Source organism: Blastopirellula sp. SH421 (assembly GCF_057808535.1).
Window position 1 is genome coordinate 1,997,431 of record NZ_CM173712.1, and the last position, 20,736, is coordinate 2,018,166.

The 20,736-nt window shown below is 55.8% G+C and carries 18 protein-coding genes; 8 read left to right on the top strand and 10 right to left on the bottom strand.

What is annotated here, in order from left to right; all coding sequences use genetic code 11:
* Nucleotides 1-1,555 precede the first annotated feature (1,555 nt).
* Entirely contained in the window at nucleotides 1,556-3,109 is a 1,554-nt protein-coding gene (locus tag SH421x_RS08245) for an AAA family ATPase (protein WP_488854944.1), read from the top strand.
* 640 nt (nucleotides 3,110-3,749) lie between these two features.
* Here SH421x_RS08245 and SH421x_RS08250 read toward each other — a convergent pair.
* Nucleotides 3,750-4,934: a M20 family metallopeptidase gene (locus SH421x_RS08250; RefSeq protein ID WP_488854945.1), complete on the bottom strand. Its 1,185-nt coding sequence runs from the start codon at nucleotides 4,932-4,934 to the stop codon at nucleotides 3,750-3,752.
* A gap of 137 nt (nucleotides 4,935-5,071) precedes the next feature.
* Here SH421x_RS08250 and SH421x_RS08255 point away from each other — a divergent pair, with 137 nt between their 5' ends.
* The 3 genes from SH421x_RS08255 (at nucleotide 5,072) to SH421x_RS08265 (ending at nucleotide 8,051) form a co-directional block, all read left to right on the top strand.
* Nucleotides 5,072-6,436, top strand: coding sequence for an AAA-type ATPase lid domain-containing protein (locus tag SH421x_RS08255; protein WP_488854946.1), 1,365 nt, complete (start codon nucleotides 5,072-5,074; stop codon nucleotides 6,434-6,436).
* A gap of 78 nt (nucleotides 6,437-6,514) precedes the next feature.
* Entirely contained in the window at nucleotides 6,515-6,940 is a 426-nt protein-coding gene (locus SH421x_RS08260; protein ID WP_488854947.1) for a hypothetical protein, read from the top strand.
* Between the two features lie 28 nt (nucleotides 6,941-6,968).
* Nucleotides 6,969-8,051, top strand: a complete 1,083-nt coding sequence (locus tag SH421x_RS08265; RefSeq protein WP_488854948.1) for an Mrp/NBP35 family ATP-binding protein — start codon at nucleotides 6,969-6,971, stop codon at nucleotides 8,049-8,051.
* 86 nt (nucleotides 8,052-8,137) lie between these two features.
* Here SH421x_RS08265 and SH421x_RS08270 read toward each other — a convergent pair whose 3' ends face one another.
* The 4 genes from SH421x_RS08270 to SH421x_RS08285 form a co-directional block, all read right to left on the bottom strand.
* Nucleotides 8,138-8,380 carry a hypothetical protein gene (locus SH421x_RS08270; RefSeq protein ID WP_488854949.1) on the bottom strand — a complete coding sequence of 81 codons (243 nt, stop codon included), beginning with the start codon at nucleotides 8,378-8,380 and terminating at the stop codon, nucleotides 8,138-8,140.
* 375 nt (nucleotides 8,381-8,755) lie between these two features.
* Entirely contained in the window at nucleotides 8,756-9,559 is an 804-nt protein-coding gene (locus SH421x_RS08275) for an SGNH/GDSL hydrolase family protein (protein WP_488854950.1), read from the bottom strand.
* Nucleotides 9,540-10,346, bottom strand: a complete 807-nt coding sequence (locus SH421x_RS08280) for a site-2 protease family protein (RefSeq protein ID WP_488854951.1) — start codon at nucleotides 10,344-10,346, stop codon at nucleotides 9,540-9,542. Before SH421x_RS08280 ends, SH421x_RS08275 begins: the two co-directional genes overlap by 20 nt.
* A gap of 134 nt (nucleotides 10,347-10,480) precedes the next feature.
* A complete protein-coding gene (locus SH421x_RS08285; protein WP_488854952.1) occupies nucleotides 10,481-11,173 on the bottom strand; it encodes a 3-keto-disaccharide hydrolase in 693 nt (230 codons plus the stop codon).
* 247 nt (nucleotides 11,174-11,420) lie between these two features.
* Here SH421x_RS08285 and SH421x_RS08290 point away from each other — a divergent pair, with 247 nt between their 5' ends.
* On the top strand, nucleotides 11,421-12,947 hold the full coding sequence (locus SH421x_RS08290) for a sialate O-acetylesterase (protein ID WP_488854953.1): 1,527 nt from the start codon (nucleotides 11,421-11,423) through the stop codon (nucleotides 12,945-12,947).
* A 255-nt stretch (nucleotides 12,948-13,202) separates the two neighbouring features.
* Nucleotides 13,203-13,652: a D-aminoacyl-tRNA deacylase gene (dtd, locus tag SH421x_RS08295; RefSeq protein WP_488854954.1), complete on the top strand. Its 450-nt coding sequence runs from the start codon at nucleotides 13,203-13,205 to the stop codon at nucleotides 13,650-13,652.
* Here the strand turns inward: dtd and SH421x_RS08300 are convergent.
* The gene (locus SH421x_RS08300) at nucleotides 13,649-14,131 is read right to left on the bottom strand and encodes a hypothetical protein (RefSeq protein WP_488854955.1); all 483 of its coding nucleotides are present in this window, start codon (nucleotides 14,129-14,131) and stop codon (nucleotides 13,649-13,651) included. The genes dtd and SH421x_RS08300 overlap by 4 nt on opposite strands.
* On the bottom strand, nucleotides 14,131-14,880 hold the full coding sequence (locus tag SH421x_RS08305) for a metal-dependent hydrolase (protein ID WP_488854956.1): 750 nt from the start codon (nucleotides 14,878-14,880) through the stop codon (nucleotides 14,131-14,133). Before SH421x_RS08305 ends, SH421x_RS08300 begins: the two co-directional genes overlap by 1 nt.
* 234 nt (nucleotides 14,881-15,114) lie before the next feature.
* Here SH421x_RS08305 and SH421x_RS08310 point away from each other — a divergent pair, with 234 nt between their 5' ends.
* On the top strand, nucleotides 15,115-16,056 hold the full coding sequence (locus tag SH421x_RS08310) for a CvpA family protein (protein ID WP_488854957.1): 942 nt from the start codon (nucleotides 15,115-15,117) through the stop codon (nucleotides 16,054-16,056).
* A gap of 584 nt (nucleotides 16,057-16,640) precedes the next feature.
* Nucleotides 16,641-17,219, top strand: coding sequence for a hypothetical protein (locus SH421x_RS08315; protein WP_488854958.1), 579 nt, complete (start codon nucleotides 16,641-16,643; stop codon nucleotides 17,217-17,219).
* A gap of 207 nt (nucleotides 17,220-17,426) precedes the next feature.
* On the opposite strand, the gene SH421x_RS08320 is transcribed toward SH421x_RS08315, so the two are convergent.
* The 3 genes from SH421x_RS08320 to SH421x_RS08330 form a co-directional block, all read right to left on the bottom strand.
* Nucleotides 17,427-18,413: an acetyl-CoA carboxylase carboxyltransferase subunit alpha gene (locus SH421x_RS08320; RefSeq protein ID WP_488854959.1), complete on the bottom strand. Its 987-nt coding sequence runs from the start codon at nucleotides 18,411-18,413 to the stop codon at nucleotides 17,427-17,429.
* 57 nt (nucleotides 18,414-18,470) lie between these two features.
* The gene (locus SH421x_RS08325) at nucleotides 18,471-19,340 is read right to left on the bottom strand and encodes a serine/threonine protein kinase (RefSeq protein ID WP_488854960.1); all 870 of its coding nucleotides are present in this window, start codon (nucleotides 19,338-19,340) and stop codon (nucleotides 18,471-18,473) included.
* 225 nt (nucleotides 19,341-19,565) lie between these two features.
* Nucleotides 19,566-20,726 (bottom strand): glycosyltransferase family 4 protein, encoded by a 1,161-nt coding sequence (locus SH421x_RS08330; RefSeq protein WP_488854961.1) that lies wholly within the window; start codon nucleotides 20,724-20,726, stop codon nucleotides 19,566-19,568.
* Nucleotides 20,727-20,736 lie beyond the last annotated feature (10 nt).

Consider the following 20,736-nt stretch of genomic DNA (forward strand, 5'->3'; position numbering starts at 1 on the left):
CAACCGCCCTCTCTCTCGCCGGCGCCGCATCCTGCCAGATTGCCCCAACTCTGCATCGCACCCCATGATGCGCCGATTCTAACGCGGCCACGTAGGGCCTTGCTCCGGCAGGATAAAATGACGAAAACAAGCCTTGACAAAGTCTAAGACTTTACGTATTATGTATTCACACAATCAGTGCTGGCGCCGGCGCGGTTGGATGTACCCAAACAAAAATCCCCTCAATTCGCGCCAGGTAACGCGTCAAAAAAACGTTGCAGAATAATCGATCACCATAAACCATCACAATTCCCTTTTACCCACGGTATTTTCCGCGTTTTCCGTTCTTCATCCGCGGTATCCGTGTTCCATTTCTTTTCCTCTCCCACCACTCAAAAAGTACGAGCGAGTGAATCTGTCTGGTTGGTTCGATCCGGATTGGAATCGCCAAGCGCTTTCCCTCGCTGGCGCTGCGGGCTAGTGTGAACGTTTTTGACTTAATTCCTACCGCGTATTCCGTTCTTCATCCGTGGTATCCGTGTTCCGTTTCTTACGAACCTGTTAAACAACGCAACTTCAAAAAGCACGAGCGAGTGAATCTGTCTGGTTGGTTCGATCCGGATTGGAATCGCCAAGCGTTTTCCCTCGCTGGCGCTGCGGGCTAGTGTGAACGTTTTTGACTTAATTCCTACCGCGTTTTTCCGTCCTTCATCCGCGGTCTCCGTGTTCCATTTCTTACGAACCTGTTAAACAACGCAACTTCAAAAAGCACGAGCGTCTGTCTGGTTAGTTCGATCCGGATTGGAATCGCCAAGCGGTTTCCCTCGCTGGCGCTGCGGGCTAGTGTGAACGTTTTTGTCTTAATTCCTACCGCGTTTTCCGTTCTTCATCCGCGGTATCCGTGTTCTATTTCTTACGAACCTGTTAAACAGCGCAACTTCAAAAAGTACGAGCGTCTGTCTGGTTGGTTCGATCCGGATTGGAATCGCCAAGCGGTTTCCCTCGCTGGCGCTGCGGGCTAGTGTGAACGTTTTTGACTTAATTCCTACCGTGTTTTCCGTCCTTCATCCGCGGTATCCGAGTTCCATTTCTTACGAACCTGTTAAACAACGCAACTTCAAAAAGCACGAGCGAGTGAATCTGTCTGGTTGGTTCGATCCGGATTGGAATCGCCAAGCGTTTTCCCTCGCTGGCGCTGCGGGCTAGTGTGAACGTTTTTGACTTAATTCCTACCGCGTTTTCCGTCCTTCATCCGCGGTATCCGTGTTCTATTTCTGCTCCTCTCCCACAACTCAAAAAGTACGAGCGAGTGAATCTGTCTGGTTAGTTCGATCCGGATTGGAATCGCCAAGCGTTTTCCCTCGCTGGCGCTGCGGGCTAGTGTGAACGTTTTTGACTTAATTCCTACCGTGTTTTCCGTTCTTCATCCGCGGTCTCCGTGTTCTATTTCTTTTCCTCTCCCACCACTCAAAAAGCACTGGAGGTTGCGCACTAATTTTGGATCGACTAGCTCCAAGATCGATTTGGCTGTTGTTAAGACTTTGACTTCACTTACCTTTTCACGGAGAAAAACTCGATGAACATCGAGAGTCTTCGGGGGCGGATCCGGCGATTGCGGGCAGATCCGTTGGCGCTGCCGTTCGGCCCTCAAACTCGCGATCTTACGCGCGACGAAATCGTCGAAGCGCAGTGGCTCACCTCGGTTTTGATTCGGCCTGACTTGTTTTCCAAGACCAAGCTGAACCTTGAATATTTCCAATTTCAACACCACCAAGATATCTACGCCGCGATGCTCAAACTGCAGCAGCGCGGGATTTGCTGTAGCGAACTTGCCTCGTTGATCGACCAAATGTGGCCCCTGGGTTATATGGAAAGTGGCGCGATCTCGGTGTTGGACAACGTCTTACAATGCGGGGGCCAAGTCAAAAAATTTGAGCAGTACACCACAATCCTGGAGAAGCGATACGCCAAGCGCCCCACGGCGACCGAACTGTTGTCGCACAACGGCGAAATCACGCCGATTGACTGCAGCGGCAGTCATCGTTTTCAATCACTAACGACGGAAGAATTGATCCAGCAGCAAGAGCCGCTGCGTTGGTTGGCGCCGCAGATGTTTGTGCAAAACGAACCGGCGGTCATCGTCGGCCCCAGCAAAAGTATGAAGTCTTCGATCGCCGTCGATCTCTGCGCGGCGCTGGCGAGCGGCGGCAAAATTTTGGGGCAGTTTGCCGTTGAACGCGCGTTTCGTGCTGGCTTTGTCAGCAGCGGCGATGAGCGGCAAGCGCTGATCAATCTATCGCAGCGGTGGAGCGCTGCAAGCAACGTAGAACCCCGTAATTTGTCGAATATGATGTGGTCGTTGTCGATCGACGACGCCGCCGATCCAAAAAATATCAAGCCGATCGTCGATTGGATTCGTAGCAATCAATTGGAAGTTGTCGTGATTGATGCGATTCGTTTAAGCTCGACCGGCAAACGAAAACAAGGCGAGCAGCTGCGCGCGCTGGCCCGCTGTTGCATCCAGGCCGGCGCGACGCCGATCTTGTGTTGTCAGTCGCGCAAAGCGATTCCCCGCGGGTGCAGCGCGGCGACCGATGTTGCCGAGAGTTTGGATTTTGCGCGGCAATGGATGTTGATTCAGCGGCGCGAAAATTATGAACCCGGCAGCGGCTTGCATCAGTTGCAACTGACCCTCAGCGGAACTGCCGGCCAAGGAGGAGTTTGGGGCGTTGATATCGAAGAAGGGCGCCTGCAAGATCCGAACGGCCGAGGTTGGCGCGTCACGCTGCGCGATCTCGATTCGCTGAAAGTCGAAGCAGCGGCCGCGGCGGCGGAAGCCAGTGAACAGCGGCGCGTAGAAAAAATTCAGGCCGCGATCCAGCGCGCCGCGCCAGGCCAAGCAACCAAAACATACATCCGCAAGCATTGCGGGATGAACGGCACCCAACTCGCGGCCACCTGGGATCGACTACTCAAAGAGGGCTCCGTTCAGAAGAACGAACCAACCAAAAATCGTTTCGCCACCTACCGCTGGAACGATCGCATCGACCCACCAGAAAAAATGGAACCGTCCAGTCCGCTCCGGCGCAAATCCCGGCGCCTCGGCTCTTACAGCGTCTTCGCCGAATGAGCATGTCTTCAACGCGGCAGGAAAAACAATTCCCCCGTTGCAACTAGCGGCCCCAAATCCAGGCCCAACGGGCCGAGATAAAATAGCCTAGGGTAAGTCGCTTCCGAGCGACGCAGCCCTAGGGCGACGTAATCCAATAAAATGCTGACGTTTGAGTCGGTAATTTCGAAGATCATGTCCAACGTCAACGTCACATAAGGTGACAAAAACCCAGGGCTCCGTCGCTGCCGCGACGAGCGCCCAGGGCTATTTTATGTCGGCCCGTTGGGCCTGGAACGATCGAAACGACCAACAAGGTTGAAGCAACCGACCGATTCCAGCGCCAGGCGGCAAAAAAAACGACGGTCCAGTCCGGCGCAAATCCCGGCGCCTCGGCTCTTACGGCGTCTTCGCCGAATGAGCATGGCTTCAATGCGGCAAGAAAAAAATTCGACGTAGGGTCCGCTCTACAAACCACCGGTTTGCGCAACCCACCGTTGGGATGAATGTCTCAGAAGGAGGAAGTTAAAAAACATTGCGACCGCATGGCGCGGCATCTTGTTGCTGACGCAACCCAGCCAGGCTTGAACAGCCTGGCTGGGCCACCCAATTTTGTGATTTGTTGTGCGATAAAAAAAAATTGCGGAGGTCCGGTCCTGACTTAAAACCGTCGGCAGAACGCCTCATAGACTTCGACGCTTTTTTCCAATTGCTCGATTGCTAACCATTCGTCGTGCGTATGGGCTTGAGCGATGTCGCCGGGGCCGCAGACGACGGTGGGGACGTTGCCTTGGCTGAGGATCGCGCCATCGGTTCCGTAAGGGACGCCGATTGATTGGGCGGCAACGCCGCATTGCTGTAAGGTTTCGATGAGCGACGCGGCCAGCTCTTGATTGTGAGCGGGCGCCAAACCGGGGGAGATGATAAATGGCGCGTCATGCGAAATCCAATCGGGATCGTCCAGCAGGGCTGCTACAAAGTCGATCGCCGCTTGTTGTGCTGCTAGTGGGTTATCGCCGGGGGCGAGCCTGCGATCGATTTCGATGCTGCAATGATCGGGGACCGTATTGACGCTGACGCCGCCGCTGATGATTCCAACACTAAGCGTTGGTCCGCCGATCAGCGGCGAGATCGTGCCGGGCAATTGGTCCGCGTGTTGTTCTAGCGCGTTGATAATTTTTGACATGCGATAGATTGCGTTGGCGCCGATTTTTGGATTGCTGCTATGCGCGGCGATTCCGTGGGCATGGCATTTCCAGCGGACGACTCCTTTATGAGCGACCACCACATCCAGCAGCGTCGGTTCCGAAACCACAATCGCCGCCGGCGGTCGGGTCAGCAGTTTCGATTCTCCTGCGGTCCAACTTTGCGTCATCCGTTTGGCGCCGGAGAATCCATGTTCTTCGTTGACCGCTAGCGCCAACACGACGGCAGGGCGTTTATCGAGCGGAAGCTGGCGAAACCGCGAGATCGCGATCAGCATTGCGGCCATCCCCCCTTTGATGTCGCACGAGCCGCGGCCGTAAACGCGACCATCACGGATCTCGCCGGCGAAGGGAGGAATCGACATGCCGTCGACCGGGACGGTGTCTTGATGGACTTCGAGCATCAAGATCGGGCGGTCAGGCGGCAACTGAGACAGATCAACCGTTGCAACCAGTAAATTTTCACGCTGATCCGAGACATGCTGCCGCTCGCAAAAGTAGCCCCAGTCGGCGACGTACTGTTCGAGAAATGTCGTGAGCCGCGCCTCCAAGTAGATCTCTCCCTGGACGTCTCGGCCCATGGGGTTGACGCTGGGAATTTGAATCAACTGTTGCAGCAGCGCGACGACGTCCGACGTCATAAGGGGGCTTTCTCGAGTAGTTCGACAAAATACTGGCGCTTCCATCATATCGAAGCGGCAAAAGAGGGCCAGCCGAGTTGCGGCGGCAGCGTCTATAATAACTTCTGTTCTGCGAATCCTAGAAACTGGTTTTTTTCATGGCGCGACCACGTACTCGACCTGCCAGCTTGTTGGCCCAAATTTTGAACGATCATGCGTATCCGGTTTACGCGATCGATCAAGATCAGCATTTGGCCTACTTGAACGACGCGTGTCGCGCCGCACTAGGCGCCGACGCCGAAGCGTTGTTAGGGATGAAATGCGTCTATCATGCCGCCGGTCAACTGCCCCCCCGCGAGCAACAAGCGGCCGATCTGGCGCCGCCGCCGGATGTTTTTTTGGGGCGACCTGCCGAAGTTCCGCTAACGTTAAACAACAGCGCCGGAGCAGCGACCGCTTTCAGCGTCCAGTTTTCGCCGCTCCAGTATGCAGGAGGCGCTTTTGGCGCACTGGCGATCTGTTATCCGCAGGTCGGGGCAGGGGAGGGGACCCAAGCCGATCGCCGGCATGATCAACTGCGCGTCTGGCGGCAGAGTTGGCGCAAACGATTTGCGACAAGTCGCCTGGTCGGCGAGAGCGCCGCGATCCGCCGCGTACGTCGTCAGATTGCGTTGTCTGCGACCACCCGATTGCCGGTGGTGATCTTTGGGCCGGCAGGCAGCGGACGAGAGCACGCCGCACGGACCGTTTGTTATGCGCTGCATGGTGAAGGGAGCGGCCCGGTGATTTCGATTCGCGGCGAACTGATGGACGCAGAATTGATTCAAAGCTCGGTCCGCTCGTTTGTTCGGCGGTGTAAAGAGGCGGATGACGCGTCTAACGCTGCGTTGATCTTGTTGGACGCCGATCAATTGCCGGGGGACGCGCAGTCCGAACTGTTTCATTTGCTGCGATTGATCGACATGGATCTGCGGATCGTCTCGACGGCGCGGCTGTCGCTGCTTCAGTTGTCGACGCAGGGAAAGTTTCGTGAGGATCTCGCGTATCAGTTGTCAACGATCGAGATCTCGTTGCCGCCGCTGTGTGATCGCCCTGAGGATATTCCGCTGTTGTCTCAAGCGCTGGTCGAGCAGCACAACCTAGAGGGAGCTCGGCAGCTACGCGGACTGACCGAACATGCGGCCGATGCGCTGCTGGACTACGATTGGCCCGGCAACATTGACGAACTGGCGGCGGTAATCGCCGAAGCGGCCGCCGCGACCGATACCGTCTGGGTCGACGCCGAGCATTTGCCGAAAAAAATTCGCCATGCCAGAGAGGCGAAGCGGTTTTCCGCCAAAGCGGCCGAACCGATCCAATTGGACGCCTTTTTGGCCCAAGTCGAAGAAGAGCTAATTCGCCGGGCTCTGGAGCAAACCAAAGGAAACAAATCGAAGGCGGCCGAACTGCTGGGCGTCTCGCGAGCACGGCTTCATCGTCGATTAGAAGCGAGCGAATCCGACGTTTCGCCCAGCGACGACTAGAATTGCGTCGGGTTGTCATCCTATACCTCCGAACTTACCATAATTTCCAGACATCAAATGCCGCCACGATCGATATGCGTGTTACACGAGACCGATGGCCGCTGGGGGGTCGCTTTAAAAGCGGCCGCCGGCGATCTGCCGATTCAGGAAACTCGTAGTCCCGAGCGATGGCTCCAGCAATTTCGCGCCAGTCCGGCGTCGATTTTGGCGATTGCGGCGCCGGAGGGATGCGACGCGATCCGATTTGCACGCTTGTTAGAAGCGTCGGCTCAATTGCAGCGCACGTTTCCTGATCTGCGTTTCGTGGTGCTGTTGTCCGAAGTCGATCGCAGCTTGGCGGTCACCGCCTACGAGGCAGGCGCCGCATGGGTGCAGATCGGCCGTTGGCGGCTTGACCCTTTGATTCGTCTGGTGCGACGTCGCCAGGCTCAATTTCCTGAACATCCTGCGGCAACGCCAATCGATTCGATTTGGCGCTCGCTACCGTGGGCCGAAACAACCTGAATAGCTGATTAGGCCGGAGTAAATTTGCATGTCCGATTCGCAAACGCAAGTTCCAGATGTCATTCGCGTGCTTGAAAAGTTGCCCGATCCCTACTCGGGGCGCCCTGTGACGAAGACCGATCAGGTCAAAGAGATTGATCTGCTGGACGGAAATCTGGCGTTCACCTTAGAACTGACGACGCATTCGGCGCCGCTGTGGGAAGAAACCCGGCAGCAAGCGATCGATTTGCTTCGCGCCGAGTTGCCGCAATTAAAAGAGATTCAAGTCAATCTGGCCGAACATCACCGCAAGATCGAAGCGATTGGCCAGGTCGGCCTGACCGTCCGCAGCGTGATTGCCGTCGGGTCAGGCAAAGGGGGCGTCGGCAAAAGCACGATCGCAACCAGCTTGGCTTACTCGCTGAAGAACGCTGGTGCAAAAGTTGGCTTGCTGGACGCGGACGTCTATGGTCCCAGCGTACCGCATCTATTGGGATTGAGTGGTCGACCTGAACTGCTTGCTGAGAAGAAGATTGCTCCGCTCGAGCGCGACGGCGTCAAAGTGATGTCGATGGGATTTTTGGTAGAGCCAGAGCGCGCAGTGATCTGGCGTGGTCCGATGTTGCACGGCGCGATCACGCAATTCTTGCGCGACACCGCATGGGGCGAGCTTGATTATTTGATCATCGACATGCCGCCGGGGACCGGTGATATTGCGTTGACCTTGAGTCAGTTGTTGCCGCTGACCGGCGCCGTGGTGGTCTGTACGCCGCAAGACGTCGCGCTGCTAGACGCGGTGAAGGCGATCGCCATGTTTAAGACGGTAAAGATCCCAGTCCTAGGGGTGGTCGAAAACATGAGCGGCTTCATTTGTCCTGATACCGGCAAAGAGTGGGATATCTTTGGCAAAGGGGGCGCCAAGCAAAAAGCGGCCGACATGCAAGTGCCGTTTTTGGGCGATGTTCCGATCACGATTTCGATCCGCGAAAAGGGAGATCAAGGCGCAGCCCCGCAGGTAGTGCAAGATGAGCTGACCGCTCCTCATTTTCAGGCGATTTGCCAGAATTTGGTGCGTGGATTGGCGGCCAGCGCTGCGGCGAGCCCGCCGATGCCGACGTTGACGGTGTTGTAAGGTCCAAGAAAAAGATAGAGCCGCCAAATTGGCGGCTCTTTCTCGTTGTATCGCGTGTGAAGCAAGCAGCTCACGAATCTGAGAGACTAGGCAGTCTTCTTCTTCGCGACCTTCTTCTTTTTCTTCACGGTCTTCTTCGGCGAAGCCGTTTTGGCGACCTTTTTGGTGGCGGCCTTTTTGGCGACCTTCTTTTTGACGGCTGCCTTCTTGGTCGACTTTTTAGCGACCTTTTTGGTGGCCTTCTTGGCTACCTTTTTGGTCGCCGTTTTGGGCGACTTCTTGGCGACCTTCTTGACAGTCTTCTTCGCTACTTTTTTCTTAGTGGCCACGATACGTCCTCCGTTCGTTAGCGCCGCCAACGGGATTCGCTCATGCAGCTTCCTACCATGGAAGCTCGCCGATGAACAAAAGCGCCGACAGCAAAACAATAAATCCTACGAAGCGTTCTCGTCGCCGTGCAGCTAAGTGAATCGCTTCGCTCTAGCAATTGGCCCCTGCTAGACAAAGTTGATTTAAGTTGTACGCATAATCCGATTTTTTGCAACACGTTTTCCACACAATTTGTAAGCGATGGAACCAATCACTTCACTTTTTCAACGCGCGCGATCGCGCAACAACAGCGCATGCAGCGCGCGTTTTGAAAGCAACGCAGACCACCAACGCGCGTTAGCGCAGCGGGAAAAAAAACAGCGCGAGCGCGCTGCTTAATAAAGTGAAACAACGCTGCCGCTGACAAGTTGAATCGATGGTTGCGCACGATGTTGTTTGCGTCCCATGAGCCAACGTTCGTGCGGCGTAATTGCTTGATAGTAAAGGGAGTTCCGCATTTTTGGCGGCGTTGTTGAAGTCATGTTGTTCGCGTTGAGATAACAGCGCCAAGCCTGTTGCGCATGACTAGATCGCAAGTGAATTGGATCAACTCCATACCAACTAGGATGCGGTTCAATAAACGTTGCGCCGCACTGTTTCGCTTCGTCGCGCAAGCGCTGATCAACCTCTTCAGCGCGTTGCAAAGTAGTCTGCAAATTCATCCGACTGCGCGGGATCAGGAAAGTGCGAAAAAAATAAAACGCAGACGGATTTAATCGTCGAACACGCGCAAGAGGTAACCCAACCAGCGTGATCCGCGCTTGTAAACTGCAGAGTCGCGCCAGGCATTCACGCACCCAAGTCAGGATCGTTTCGGTACTGCGGCCATATAGAATGTCGTTGCCGATGTCGGTAACGACGGCGCTGGTTGTTTGCGGCGGTTGTGCTTGTGCGGCGTTCCACAGTTCGCACTGCAAGATGCCTGGCAAGCGGCGCATTGCAAAGTAACTTGCCGAACCGAGCGAACGCCCGCGGCCGCCTGCGATCATTAAGTTCATTCGCGGCCCAAACGATTGATCGGCCAAATGAATGATGCTTCCCAGCGACTGGGCGACGTTGCTTGCGCCCAGCACAATGCAGCGCCGCGAGGTTGGATCAACGCTTGGGCAGGGGAGTGCGTTACCAGGGACGTCCGCCAAACGAATTCCCTCCAGAGAGTTGTTGGTAATTGCCCATCGCCAACATGGCGAACATGATCGCCAGATAAGGCTGTTGCAATTGAATGCCGACCAAGATCGTCAAAACGGCAAAGACAATCGACGCATACAGCGAGTATTGAAGGCCGTTGACGCGATTGAACCACAAGAACAGTTCGCGTGCGATCTTTCCCCCATCAAGAGGATAGATCGGCAGCAAATTCAACACGCCCCAGCCGATATTCACCAACAGAATGATCCAAACGAGTGCGCGAATCGCCTGGGTGCCGGGACCGAGGACTTCGTTACCAGGGCGAAGCAGCTCGAACGCTAACGGTGGGCGTTCAGACAGGTAGCCTGCGCCCAACAGAATGAGAAAGGTGGCGCCCGCAAAGCAGAATCCGGCCAGTGGTCCAGCGAAGGAAATCGCAATTTGCGACCAGGTTGAATTGCCCGCTTGACGATACGACGCACCATGCGGCGAGAAGCCCGAATCGTAAATCGCGAGTCCTCCCAGATGATAAAGCACGATCCGCGGCGAGAACCCATAGCGGCGCATCATCACGGCATGTCCTAGCTCGTGAATCAAGATCGAAAGAAAGATCACTACGATGCCGATGACGACGACACGCGGATCCGATGTGCCCGAGCCCCGTTGACCAAAGTCCTGGCCAAACCCATACCCAAGCAGGAAGGCCATGATCCAAAAATAGACGCTGATCCGAACAGGAATCCCGAAGACGGAAAACTGCAAGTCATAGCTAGTCGGATGGGGTTCAGAGAGAATCACGTCGTATCCTGATCAAGAGCGGAGGAAGTTATCACCAGAATTCTAGCATGAAGCACGCAGTGACTCGATCCGAAACGAAAAACGCCGCACATTGCTGCGCGGCGTTTTCCAGAAACCAGGTAAGTGAAGCGCGACTAGTCGAGCTCTTTGATCATGATGTTTTTCCAGCGAACTTGCGTTCCATCTTTCGATTTGTCATTGCCGATGCCGTGTACTTGCAGCGCGATCAAACCTTTCGAGGTGAGATCGTCTTTCAGGTCGGCGGCCGGAACTCCGTTGATCCAAGTTTTGATCGAATCACCGCGGCATTCGATGCGGTAGTGGTTCCACTCATCTTGCTTGAACGCTTTGCCAGCTTCCGGATTGTTTTTCAGGTCGTTCAACCAGCCGCGACGCGCTTCGTCATAGATGCCGCCGCTCCAGGCGCGAGCCGAGGGATCGATCTCCACTTGATAACCATGCACGCGATCGGCATCCATCTTCTTCATCTTGCCGCCGCCAAAGTCAACTTCTTTGGCTTCGGGGAAGACTTGGCTGCGGATTTGAATGCCGGAGTTGAGTTTAGGATCGACTTTGAAATCGACTTCCAAAATGAAGTCGCCATATTCTTTGTTGGTGCAGAGGAAGGTATTGCCGGTATTCAGCGTCGAAGTGCCGACGATCGCGTCCTCTTCGATCGTGTAGACCGCTTTGCCGCCGTGTTGCGTAAAGCCATCCAAGTTCTTGCCGTTGAACAGCGGCTTGAAGCCATCGTTATCGGCGGCCAGCGAGACAGAACAAGCGACCAAACCAAGCAGCAGGGCCGGAGCAATTCGTTTCAACATCATAAGTTCCAGGGTGGGGCAGGGGGTGATTGATTGGTGGTTCAATTCTCAGGATAGTTGAGTATCTGCGCGTTGTCGATTAGTTGCCTCCGGTTTTCGCCCCCCCCGATTGCCTGTCGCAGTCCACGCCAAGCAAAAATGCTCGCTATTTTGCGTGAAACGCCCTTTGGGCGATGCGGCGACTAGAATGGTTCTTTCCTGCCAAACAGTCCCCCCCTACACCCGATTCCTCTCTGATAGGAGATTCTCGATGAAGCTTCGATTTCTTCAGCTTGCCGCGACGGCCTTTGGTTTGTCTGCGCTGCTTGCGGCCAGCCGGCTACAAGCCGATGTTCAGGTTCCCGCGCTCTTTACCGATCACATGGTGCTCCAGCGCGAGATGCCGATTGTGGTCTGGGGGACTGCCGCCCAAGGAGAAGAGGTGACAGTCTCGGTCGCTGCCTTAGAAGGAACAGCGACGGCCGACGCCGACGGGCACTGGAAAGTTAAATTGGGCGAGTTGCCTGCCGGTGGTCCGCATCGCCTTGTGATTCGCGGTAAGAACGAAATCGCGCTGGAAGACGTGCTGGTCGGCGAGGTCTGGGTATGCTCGGGCCAATCAAACATGCAGTGGCCGGTGCAGCGCGCTATCGATCATGACCTAGAAGTGATGACGGCCAAGTTGCCGCAGCTTCGTTTGATCACGGTGCCCAACGTCGCCGCACAATCACCGAGTTCAGACTTCCGCGGCAAGTGGGAAGTTTGTACGCCGGAGACGGTAAAGAACTTTTCCGCGGTTGGTTATTTCTTTGGTCGTCAGTTGCAGCAAACGCTGGACGTGCCGGTGGGATTGATCAACAACTCGTGGGGCGGTTCGGCGGCCGAAGCCTGGGTGCGTCGCGACTTGCTGGAAGCCGATGCCCGCTATGGCGAAATGTTGAAAGGCTGGGATAAGCGTGTCGCCGACTATCAACAAAAGCAAGACGAGTACAAAGCGGCGCTGGCGACCTGGAATCAATCGGCCGACAAACAGCCAGCGAACAAGCCGGCGCCTCCCAAAGATCCCGGCGTCAACGGCAATCATCGTCCGGCCAATCTTTACAACGGCGTCCTGAATCCAATCATCGGCTACGGCATTCGCGGCGTGATCTGGTATCAAGGTGAATCCAATGCAGGTCGCCCCGAAGAGTATGGCCATCTCTTTCCGCTGATGATTCAAAACTGGCGCGACGTTTGGCAGCAGGGAGACTTCCCTTTTTACTGGGTTCAATTAGCCGACTTCTTGGCGGAGAAACCAGAGCCGGCTGACAGCAATTGGGCCGCGCTGCGTGAATCGCAAACCTTCACAATGGACAAGCTGCCCAACACCGGCGAAGCGGTGATCATTGATCTGGGCGAAGGCCGCGACATTCATCCGCGTAACAAGCAAGCGGTGGCGATCCGTCTAGCGCGAATCGCGCTGGCTCGCGATTACGAAATCGCTGTTCCGTATCAAAGCCCTCGCTTCAGAAGCCTAGAAGTGAAATCAGGCAAAGCGATCGTGACGTTCGACACGTACGGCGACAAGTTGTACTCGTTTGACGCTCAACAACCGGTTGGCTTCGCGATCGCTGGTGCAGATGGCAAGTACGTATGGGCCGACGCCAAATTGATCGGCGACAACCAAGTGGAAGTGTCGAGCCCCAGTGTGAAAGAACCAGTCAGCGTCCGCTACGCGTGGGCCGACAATCCGGTTTGCACGCTGCAAAACTCAGCCGGCTTGCCGGTGACGCCGTTCCGCAGCGACAAGCCGCAGTAACGGCGATATCAAGCTTGAGCTCGCTCGTGCGTTGGCCGTACGAGCGAGCTTATTTTGCGCACCGCAGCGATCGAAGTTCAAAATCCGAATGACGAAGCCGTTGCGGTACCTAGAATGGGCGCTTTCCTTTTTATCCGTACGCCGTAGAGCAGGGCAGGGGACTTTGACTGGTTGGTTTCGCATCATCTTGAATATCGCCGCGGCCATCGTGACGCCTGATCGCTCGCACTGCGCTTCCGTGCCGGAGTCCGTCAGATGAGAGCGGTCGTCCAACGCGTTGCTTCGGCGAGCGTTCGCGTCGAAGGTGAGATCGTCGGCGCGATTGAGCAAGGTTTGTTGGTGTTGCTGGGCGTTGAGCCGACCGACACCAGCGCCGATGTCGCTTACATGGCGGACAAGACGGTGAACCTGCGGATCTTTGCCGATGACGCTGACAAAATGAATCTCTCGGTAATCGATATCGGCGGCGCGGTATTGGCGGTAAGTCAGTTCACGTTGCTCGGCGATTGTCGCAAAGGTCGTCGGCCGGCGTTTACCGGCGCGGCGCCGCCAGAACTGGCCAATCGGCTGTATGAAGAATATGTAGCCGCCGTTCGTCAGTTGGGACCACGGGTCGAGACCGGCGTCTTCCGTGCACAGATGGAAGTTTCGCTGCTCAACGATGGACCAATTACGTTGCTGCTTGATAGCGGCAAGCAGTTTTAAACTTCGTCGGTTGACGTCGGCTGTTCGTGCGTAAAATGTTTGCGGTACTGCTCTAGCAGCTTGGCCAAATCTTTGGCGCTGCGGCCGTAGTTGTTGGGCAATTGTTCATCCAGGCGATTGCTTTGTTTGGCTTGTGCTGTCGCCGACTTGCGATTGAAGCCAGTCATCTGTTGCACCCAAAGTCCAGAGTGACTAATGAGCACGTAGTCGAAGCGTTCGATTTCGTCCCAGCTGACATGATGTGAAGTAAAGAGATAGCAGTAGCGAATTCCGGTCTCGTCGATCCGCAACCAAGAGCTGCCGGGCCAGATTTCGGCAGTTCCGAGCACGCCGCAAGCGACAAAGAATACGGCCGCGATATGCCCAATTTCACTTCCCGAAAGTCCGACCCCCACACAGGAGATTGCCAGCAGCGAACTTGCACCGGCCATCAGCGCCGCGCGGCGACCGCTGGGATAAAGCGTAAGCGGACTTTTCATTAGCGCGTAATCGGAAATGTTTGCGGTTGAAATGGCTGAGGTTGAGTCGCCATCTCCGGCATTGGAGACTGGGTTTGTTCCTGTGATGACGGATGAAGATGGTAATGTTCCATCAGCATTGGATCGCCGACCGCAACAAACAGCAGCGCTGCAAGTTTGGAGTATGTCGAAAAGTTCGACCACATGCTATTCGGGTTCCAGAACTTGATCGCCGTGCCAAATGATTTTTTTAGACGTGGGCGGAACGAATGCCATTCAACGCTCCAAATTTCATCCAAGGTCAAGTGAACCATGAAGCCCAGAAAGACCGCGCCTGTTTTCAACAGGCGGATATCCATCTCTTCTCCTGAGACCACCAGAAAGGCGCACAACGCGGCGCAAATTGCAGCCGGCACGCTATGCCACATGCCGCGATGCTTGGTGTATTTTTTGAAAACTTCAGCGACGCCAAAGCGAATGACAATGTAAATGATCGCTCCGGCCAGCGCGATCGCTTCGGGATCCATTCCTAAGTGACGAAAGCGGTCGATCATCAGCATCGGCACCATCGCGGCGACCAGCGCCGAGATTTCTTTTACCGGACGACCAGAGCCGCTATCAAGATCCGGGAGGATGCCGGCAATGCTGCAAAGTCCCGCGCTCAACATGCAAGTTGTCGCCGAGATGTCCGGCATCAGCGCATAGGCGGCGGCGCCGTAGCCAACGCCGACGATCGTGCTGGTCGTGATGTGGGTATTGAAACCGGCCATGGGACCCCTGCTTCTATCCTTCGATTTTTGCCAAGCAACTTGTTGGTGACGACGGTCTGCGGTTGTACGCGAAACGTGCGCGACGACGCCAGTCCAATCCGCGATTCCTTTTCTGGTGACGCTAGCAGGTTTGCAAACTGATCTTCGATCGCAGCGGTCGTCTCGATATACTTCCACGCCGCGGTGCGCGTGGCCGCACTGCAACTAAGAACTAGAGAAAGAAGGCGCCGAGAGATGGCGAACGGATACGACCTGCTGATGTTGATTGTGCTGCTCGCGGGAGCGGCCTGGGGTTTGTACAAAGGGATGGCTTGGCAATTGGCCTCGTTTGCGTCAATCTTCGCCAGCTATGTGCTCTCGATCCAACTGCGTGAACCGGTTGCGGAGTTCTTTCCCTGGGAACCGCCCTGGAACAAGCTTGCGGCGATGCTCGCGCTTTATCTGGGGTGTTCGCTGTTGGTCTGGATCGGTTTTCGATTTGTCTCGAAGACAATCGAAAGCTTAAAGCTCAAAGGTTTTGACCGTCAGGTTGGCGCACTGTTGGGCGCCGCCAAAGGCGCGCTGCTGTGCGTGATCATCACGATGTTCTCCATTTCGTTCGCCACCGGCAATCGCCGCGAAGAGATCGTCCAGTCGAAGTCGGGCTACTACATCTCGCGGCTCATCGACAAAGCTCAGGTGATCATGCCGCAAGAAGTGCATGCCGCCGTGAAGCCGTATATCGATAACTTTCAACAGCAGATCGGCGAACAGCCGCCGATCACGACCGCCAATATCTTGCCTGGCGGCGGCCAGACTCAGCCGACGGCGACCAGTCAGCCGACGCAGTTTCAGCCGGTCCCGCCGCAGTGGCAGCAAAGCGTGCAGCAAGGCTACAACCAGCTGAAAGCTGACTATGGCCAGATTCAGGGAGCGGTTGATCAGGCGCTCCAAAATCCGCAGCAAACGGCTCAGCCGTATGTGAACCAATTTCAGCAGAATTTGCGTGATCAAGTGCAGCGCGAAATAGATCAGCGCTGGGGCGCTGCAACGCAAGGTTATCAGCAGCCCATGAACGCGCCGCAGCAAGGCTATCAGCAGCCGGGCTACGCGCCGCAGCCAGCTTATCCGCAGCAGCCGGGTTACTATCCCCAAGGCTATGCGCCGCAGCAAAACGGACAGCAGCCGCGGTACTAATCGGCGGCCAGCGAAGGTCGGCGGATTTTAGAGAGAGCTCTGTTTCAGTGCAGGGAACTGGTTTTGGCCCAGATCGCTAAAACCCGGGAAAAACGCCCCTGTAACCGAACATAAGAAACATTATCGGACGTTGGGGTGGGTGTGCTGCGGAGCCCTGCTTTTCTGGGATCTGGCCTGTCCGGCGAGGATCCGGAGCTTGATGTAGGGTCCGCTGTGCGGACCACGGCGTCACGAGTGATGCGCAGTCCGCCCGTTGGGTCCTGCAATGATTTCGGAATCCCAACTCGGCGTAAGCTTGGGCCGGCGCGGCGCGTGAAATGATCTCGATTTCGGCGCGTGATTTCAGGCCTATTTTCGTCGCCGATTGGGAGCGAAAATTGACGCTCAAATCGAGTCGATTTTTCGCCGGATTGGATTCCAGGTTTCGACGTCTGATTGGTGCTCATCTTGGCCCGTTCGGCCGTCCGCTAGCATTGGAATTCGGCATCCATTTGACCGACCCAAAATTGGGTGCTACTGCCCTGCTCTGTTGTCGCGCAATAAGCTGAGTTGAATCTCGCGCACGGATCAGCCAAGATGGTTGCATGGCCGATTCCTCAAAAATAGATCCTCCGTCTCCCACGATTGCGCGGCTGCTGTGGCGAGATTTGAATCTGCTTGGCGGTGACGCTTGGCGACTCTGCAGTAAGGGGGCAGGATGGCTCTGGGGAACGCCGCGCGGCTGTTGGGTTTCAGTTAATTGGAGTTTTGTTGAGCCGGACGAGCTGCTCGGAGACGGGACAAAGCGTTCTCCAATGATGATGCGTTTTCTCCTGCGAAACCGGAGCGCTTTTCCGGTCGTCGCCGTCGAGGCGGGATGGGTTTTTCGAAGTAGCAAATCAAAGCGCGAAGAGCGGTTCGTTCCGCTTCTAGGCGCTGCGATTGGCGATCCCATCCACCAAGAGATCGCCGCGAAGTGTCGTGAGTATCTAACGCTCGATGCTCGTCTGATCTATCCGTGTTTAAAGAATGAGTTCGAGAACAAGCCGCTTGGCGGCGAAGACCTCCTGCAGAATCCAGGCGATCTTCCAGGGGCCTATGTCCGCCTAGAAAATGGCAGAGTCTTTCGGTCGTACTACTTTTTTGGATCTGGTCGGATGCAGGGGACGGCTGGCCGGTTGTGAGATGTAGAGCGAACTTGATCGCTTGCATCAAGTCGCGGGATTGGGGAAAGCCAACCAGTTAGTGGGAAGGGGCCTAAAATAGGGTGTCGATCATCAGGCCTGCGCAAGGGGCTCCGGATCTTCTTTGGTGACCGAATAAAAAAAGCGTCCGGCCTGTAAGTGACAGACCGGACGCGAAAAGTGAATCAATTGGAGCAGGGCGCGTGATTAGGCGGTTGCTTCCGTTTCGGTAACTTCGCGTTCCAAAAATTCGCCCATGCGGCGGAACTTGTCGTAGCGCTGTTGGACCAGTTGGTCGGATTCGACCGTGCTCAGCTCTTTGAGCGTCTTCAGTAGGTACATTTTTAGGCGAGCCGCCATCTGGCGATGATCGCGATGAGCGCCGCCGAGCGGTTCTTCGATCACGTCGTCGACCACGCCAAACTTGGGCAGATACTTGGAGGTGAAGCGAAGCGCATCGGCCGCTTTCTCTTTGAACTGATGACTCTTCCACAAGATGCCGGCGCAACCTTCCGGCGAGATCACCGAGTAGTACGAGTGCTGCAGCATCGCGACGCGATCACCGACGCCGATCCCTAGAGCGCCGCCAGATCCGCCTTCGCCGATCACGACGCAAACGACAGGGGTCCGCAGTCGCGACATGGCGAACATCGCATCGGCGACGGCCATGGCTTGGCCGCGTTCTTCGGCGCCAACGCCGGGATAGGCGCCGGGCGTGTCAATGAACGCAATGACCGGAATCTGGTACTTCTCAGCCAACTGCATCTTGGAGATCGCTTTGCGATAACCTTCAGGGTGTGCGCAACCGAAGTAGCATTCGCTCCGTTCTTTTAAGTTGCGTCCCTTGAAGTGCCCGAGAAACATCACCTTAAACGCGTCGAGTTTGGCGAAGCCGGTGCGCAGGGCGCGATCGTCGCCAAACTTGCGGTCGCCGTGCAGCTCAACAAATTCGTCGAAGACCAGGTTCAAATAGTCGGCTGATTGCGGGCGTTGTTGATGACGCGCGACTTCGACCGTTTGCCAAGCCGAGAGATTTTCGTAGATCGATTTCGTCTTGTCGGCAATCTCGCGTTTCAGCGAGCGGATCTCTTCTTGCGTCTCGGCGCTGTCATCTTTTTTCGCTTCGAGATCTAACAACTGCTTTTCTAAACGTTCGATCGGTTCTTCAAAACCGAGGTAAATTCTGGCGGCCATGCGCGGAGGTAACTCCCGAAGGGGTGCGTTAAATCAATGCGGCGCGAGTACGCGTCGTTATTTGGTGTCTTCTTCGACCGGAGGAATTTCTTCCGGCTGCTTGCGTTCACGTTCGGCCAGTGACGCTGGCTTTTTGGGTGGGATCTTGTAGATCTTGGTTTGCAAAAACAACCTCAGCAGCGTCGACATATCGTCTGGTCGATCTTCTTTTTTCTTGGCCATCATGCGACCGACCAAGGACGAGAACTCGTCGGTCACATTGGGGTTGGCGGCTTGCAGCGAAGGGATCTGCCCGCGGAGATGTTTGTCGAGCAAATGGTCGGCGCTGGTCGCCGTGTAGGGCAATTTGCCGCTCATCAATTCAAAGACCGTGCAACCTAGTCCGTACAAATCAGAGCGGCCGTCGAGGGCTTCGCCTTTGATTTGTTCCGGCGACATATAGCTGCGAGTTCCTTGGACCTTGGAGCTGCCAAACCACTTGGAAAGGCCTGTCCGTTTTTTTTCAGCAATCGAGAAGTCGATCAGCTTCAAGTTGCCTTCGTAGTCCAACAGAAAGTTGTCAGGCTTGACGTCGCGATGGATCCAGCCTTGTTCATGAACATAGCCCAGTCCGCGGGCCGCTTCTTCAATGATCTTGGGAGTCCAATAAGCGAGCGCGTCCCCATCTTCTCGCAGGGCCATTTTCATGTTGCGCGCGATGCCGCATTCCATGGTGATATAAGGAATCTCACGATGGATATTGAACTCGTAAATATGAATCACCAGCGGGTGGTCAAAAGTATGAGCCACCTCGTATTCATGCTTTAGCGCATGGATCTGGTCTTTGTCTTTGCAGAATTTGTCGTGCAGCGCTTTTAGCGCCACGCGGCGACGGTCCATGTCATTGATCGCTTCCCAGACCTGACAGGACTGGCTAGCGCGCAGCATGCGCACCAAGCGATAAGAGCCGATATAGTTTCTACCTGCTGTAGCCACTCGCAGTCACCTGCGCCACCGAGGCGCCGTTTTCTCTGTGTCCGGGGGCGAAGCGCAGCTGGGGCGTTCCGCACGAAAAGTCCGTCAATTCTACCCTAACCGCTATATTTTCAAAAGAGCGAGCTGGAGCGTGGGACTTCACGCAGAGAATCAAGCAAGTCATTGATAGATCAAGCTTTATGCTTTTCGGTCCAGAACTGCCTGGTAGGTCTTGCGAATCTCGGCGGTCATGTGCCGATGGGGGAACACCAGAGCGGCTCGGCGTCTTCCTTCTTCGCCCAATCGCCGCCGCAGATCGGCGTCACTCGCCAAGCGAATCAGCGCCGCAGAGAGTTGGGCGACATCTTTGGGGGGAACCAACTCTCCGGTTTCGCCGGTCACGACAACTTCTTTTGCGCCATCAACGTCAAAGCTAACCGCCGGTTTGCCTGACAACAGCGCTTGCGGCAGAGCGCGGGCCAACCCTTCGCGCAGGCTGGCGTGGACCAAAATATCCATCGCGGCGGCGTAACGCGGGATCTCGGCTGGCGGAATTAGGCCGACCAGTTGGAAATAATCGGTCAGGCCCGCCGCGTTGATTTCTTCTACATATTTATCATGCAACAAGCCATCGCCGATCCACAGGAAGCGAACATTGGGAACGGCGTCGATCACCTGACGCGCGGCGGCCAAGACATACTCGTGCCCTTTCAGGTGAAACAGTCGCGCGATCTTGCCGATGACGACATGTTCGGGGCGATATCCAAGTTGTAGACGCAGTTGGTCGCGCCACTGCCCCGATTCGAGAAACGGCTCGACCTCCATGCCGCTATAGATGGTGGTGAACTTTTCACGCGGCGCAACTTTGGCGTCGACCATCAGTTGGGTCATCGCGTCGGCGACGCAGATCATCTGATCGCAGCGCTGGGCGGCAAAGCGTTCGCAAGCAATGAAAAACTTGCGCGCCGCCGCCGATTGATAAGGATGAAACGGCGCGCCATGCACGGTGTGAATCACCGCCGGAACCTGCAGAGCGGTCGCCGCCATTCGGCCCAGCATGCCTGCTTTGGCGCTGTGCGTATGGACGACGTCGGGGCGAAAGTCGCGGAGGATTTTTTTAATCTCGTAGTAGCCGCGCACATCATCCCAAGGATAGATATTGCGGACCAGGTGATCCGCCAATGCGATTGGAACTTGATGCTCGCTGCGATCCAGCAACGTACCCTCGCGACCCGGCGAGGGACCGGTGATCAGCAGCACTTCATCGCCAAAATCGCGGATCAAGTCTTGGCAGTTGTAGAGGGTATTCTCTTGCGCACCACCAACAATCATGCGAGTAATGACGTGTGCGATGCGCATAGGGACGGCC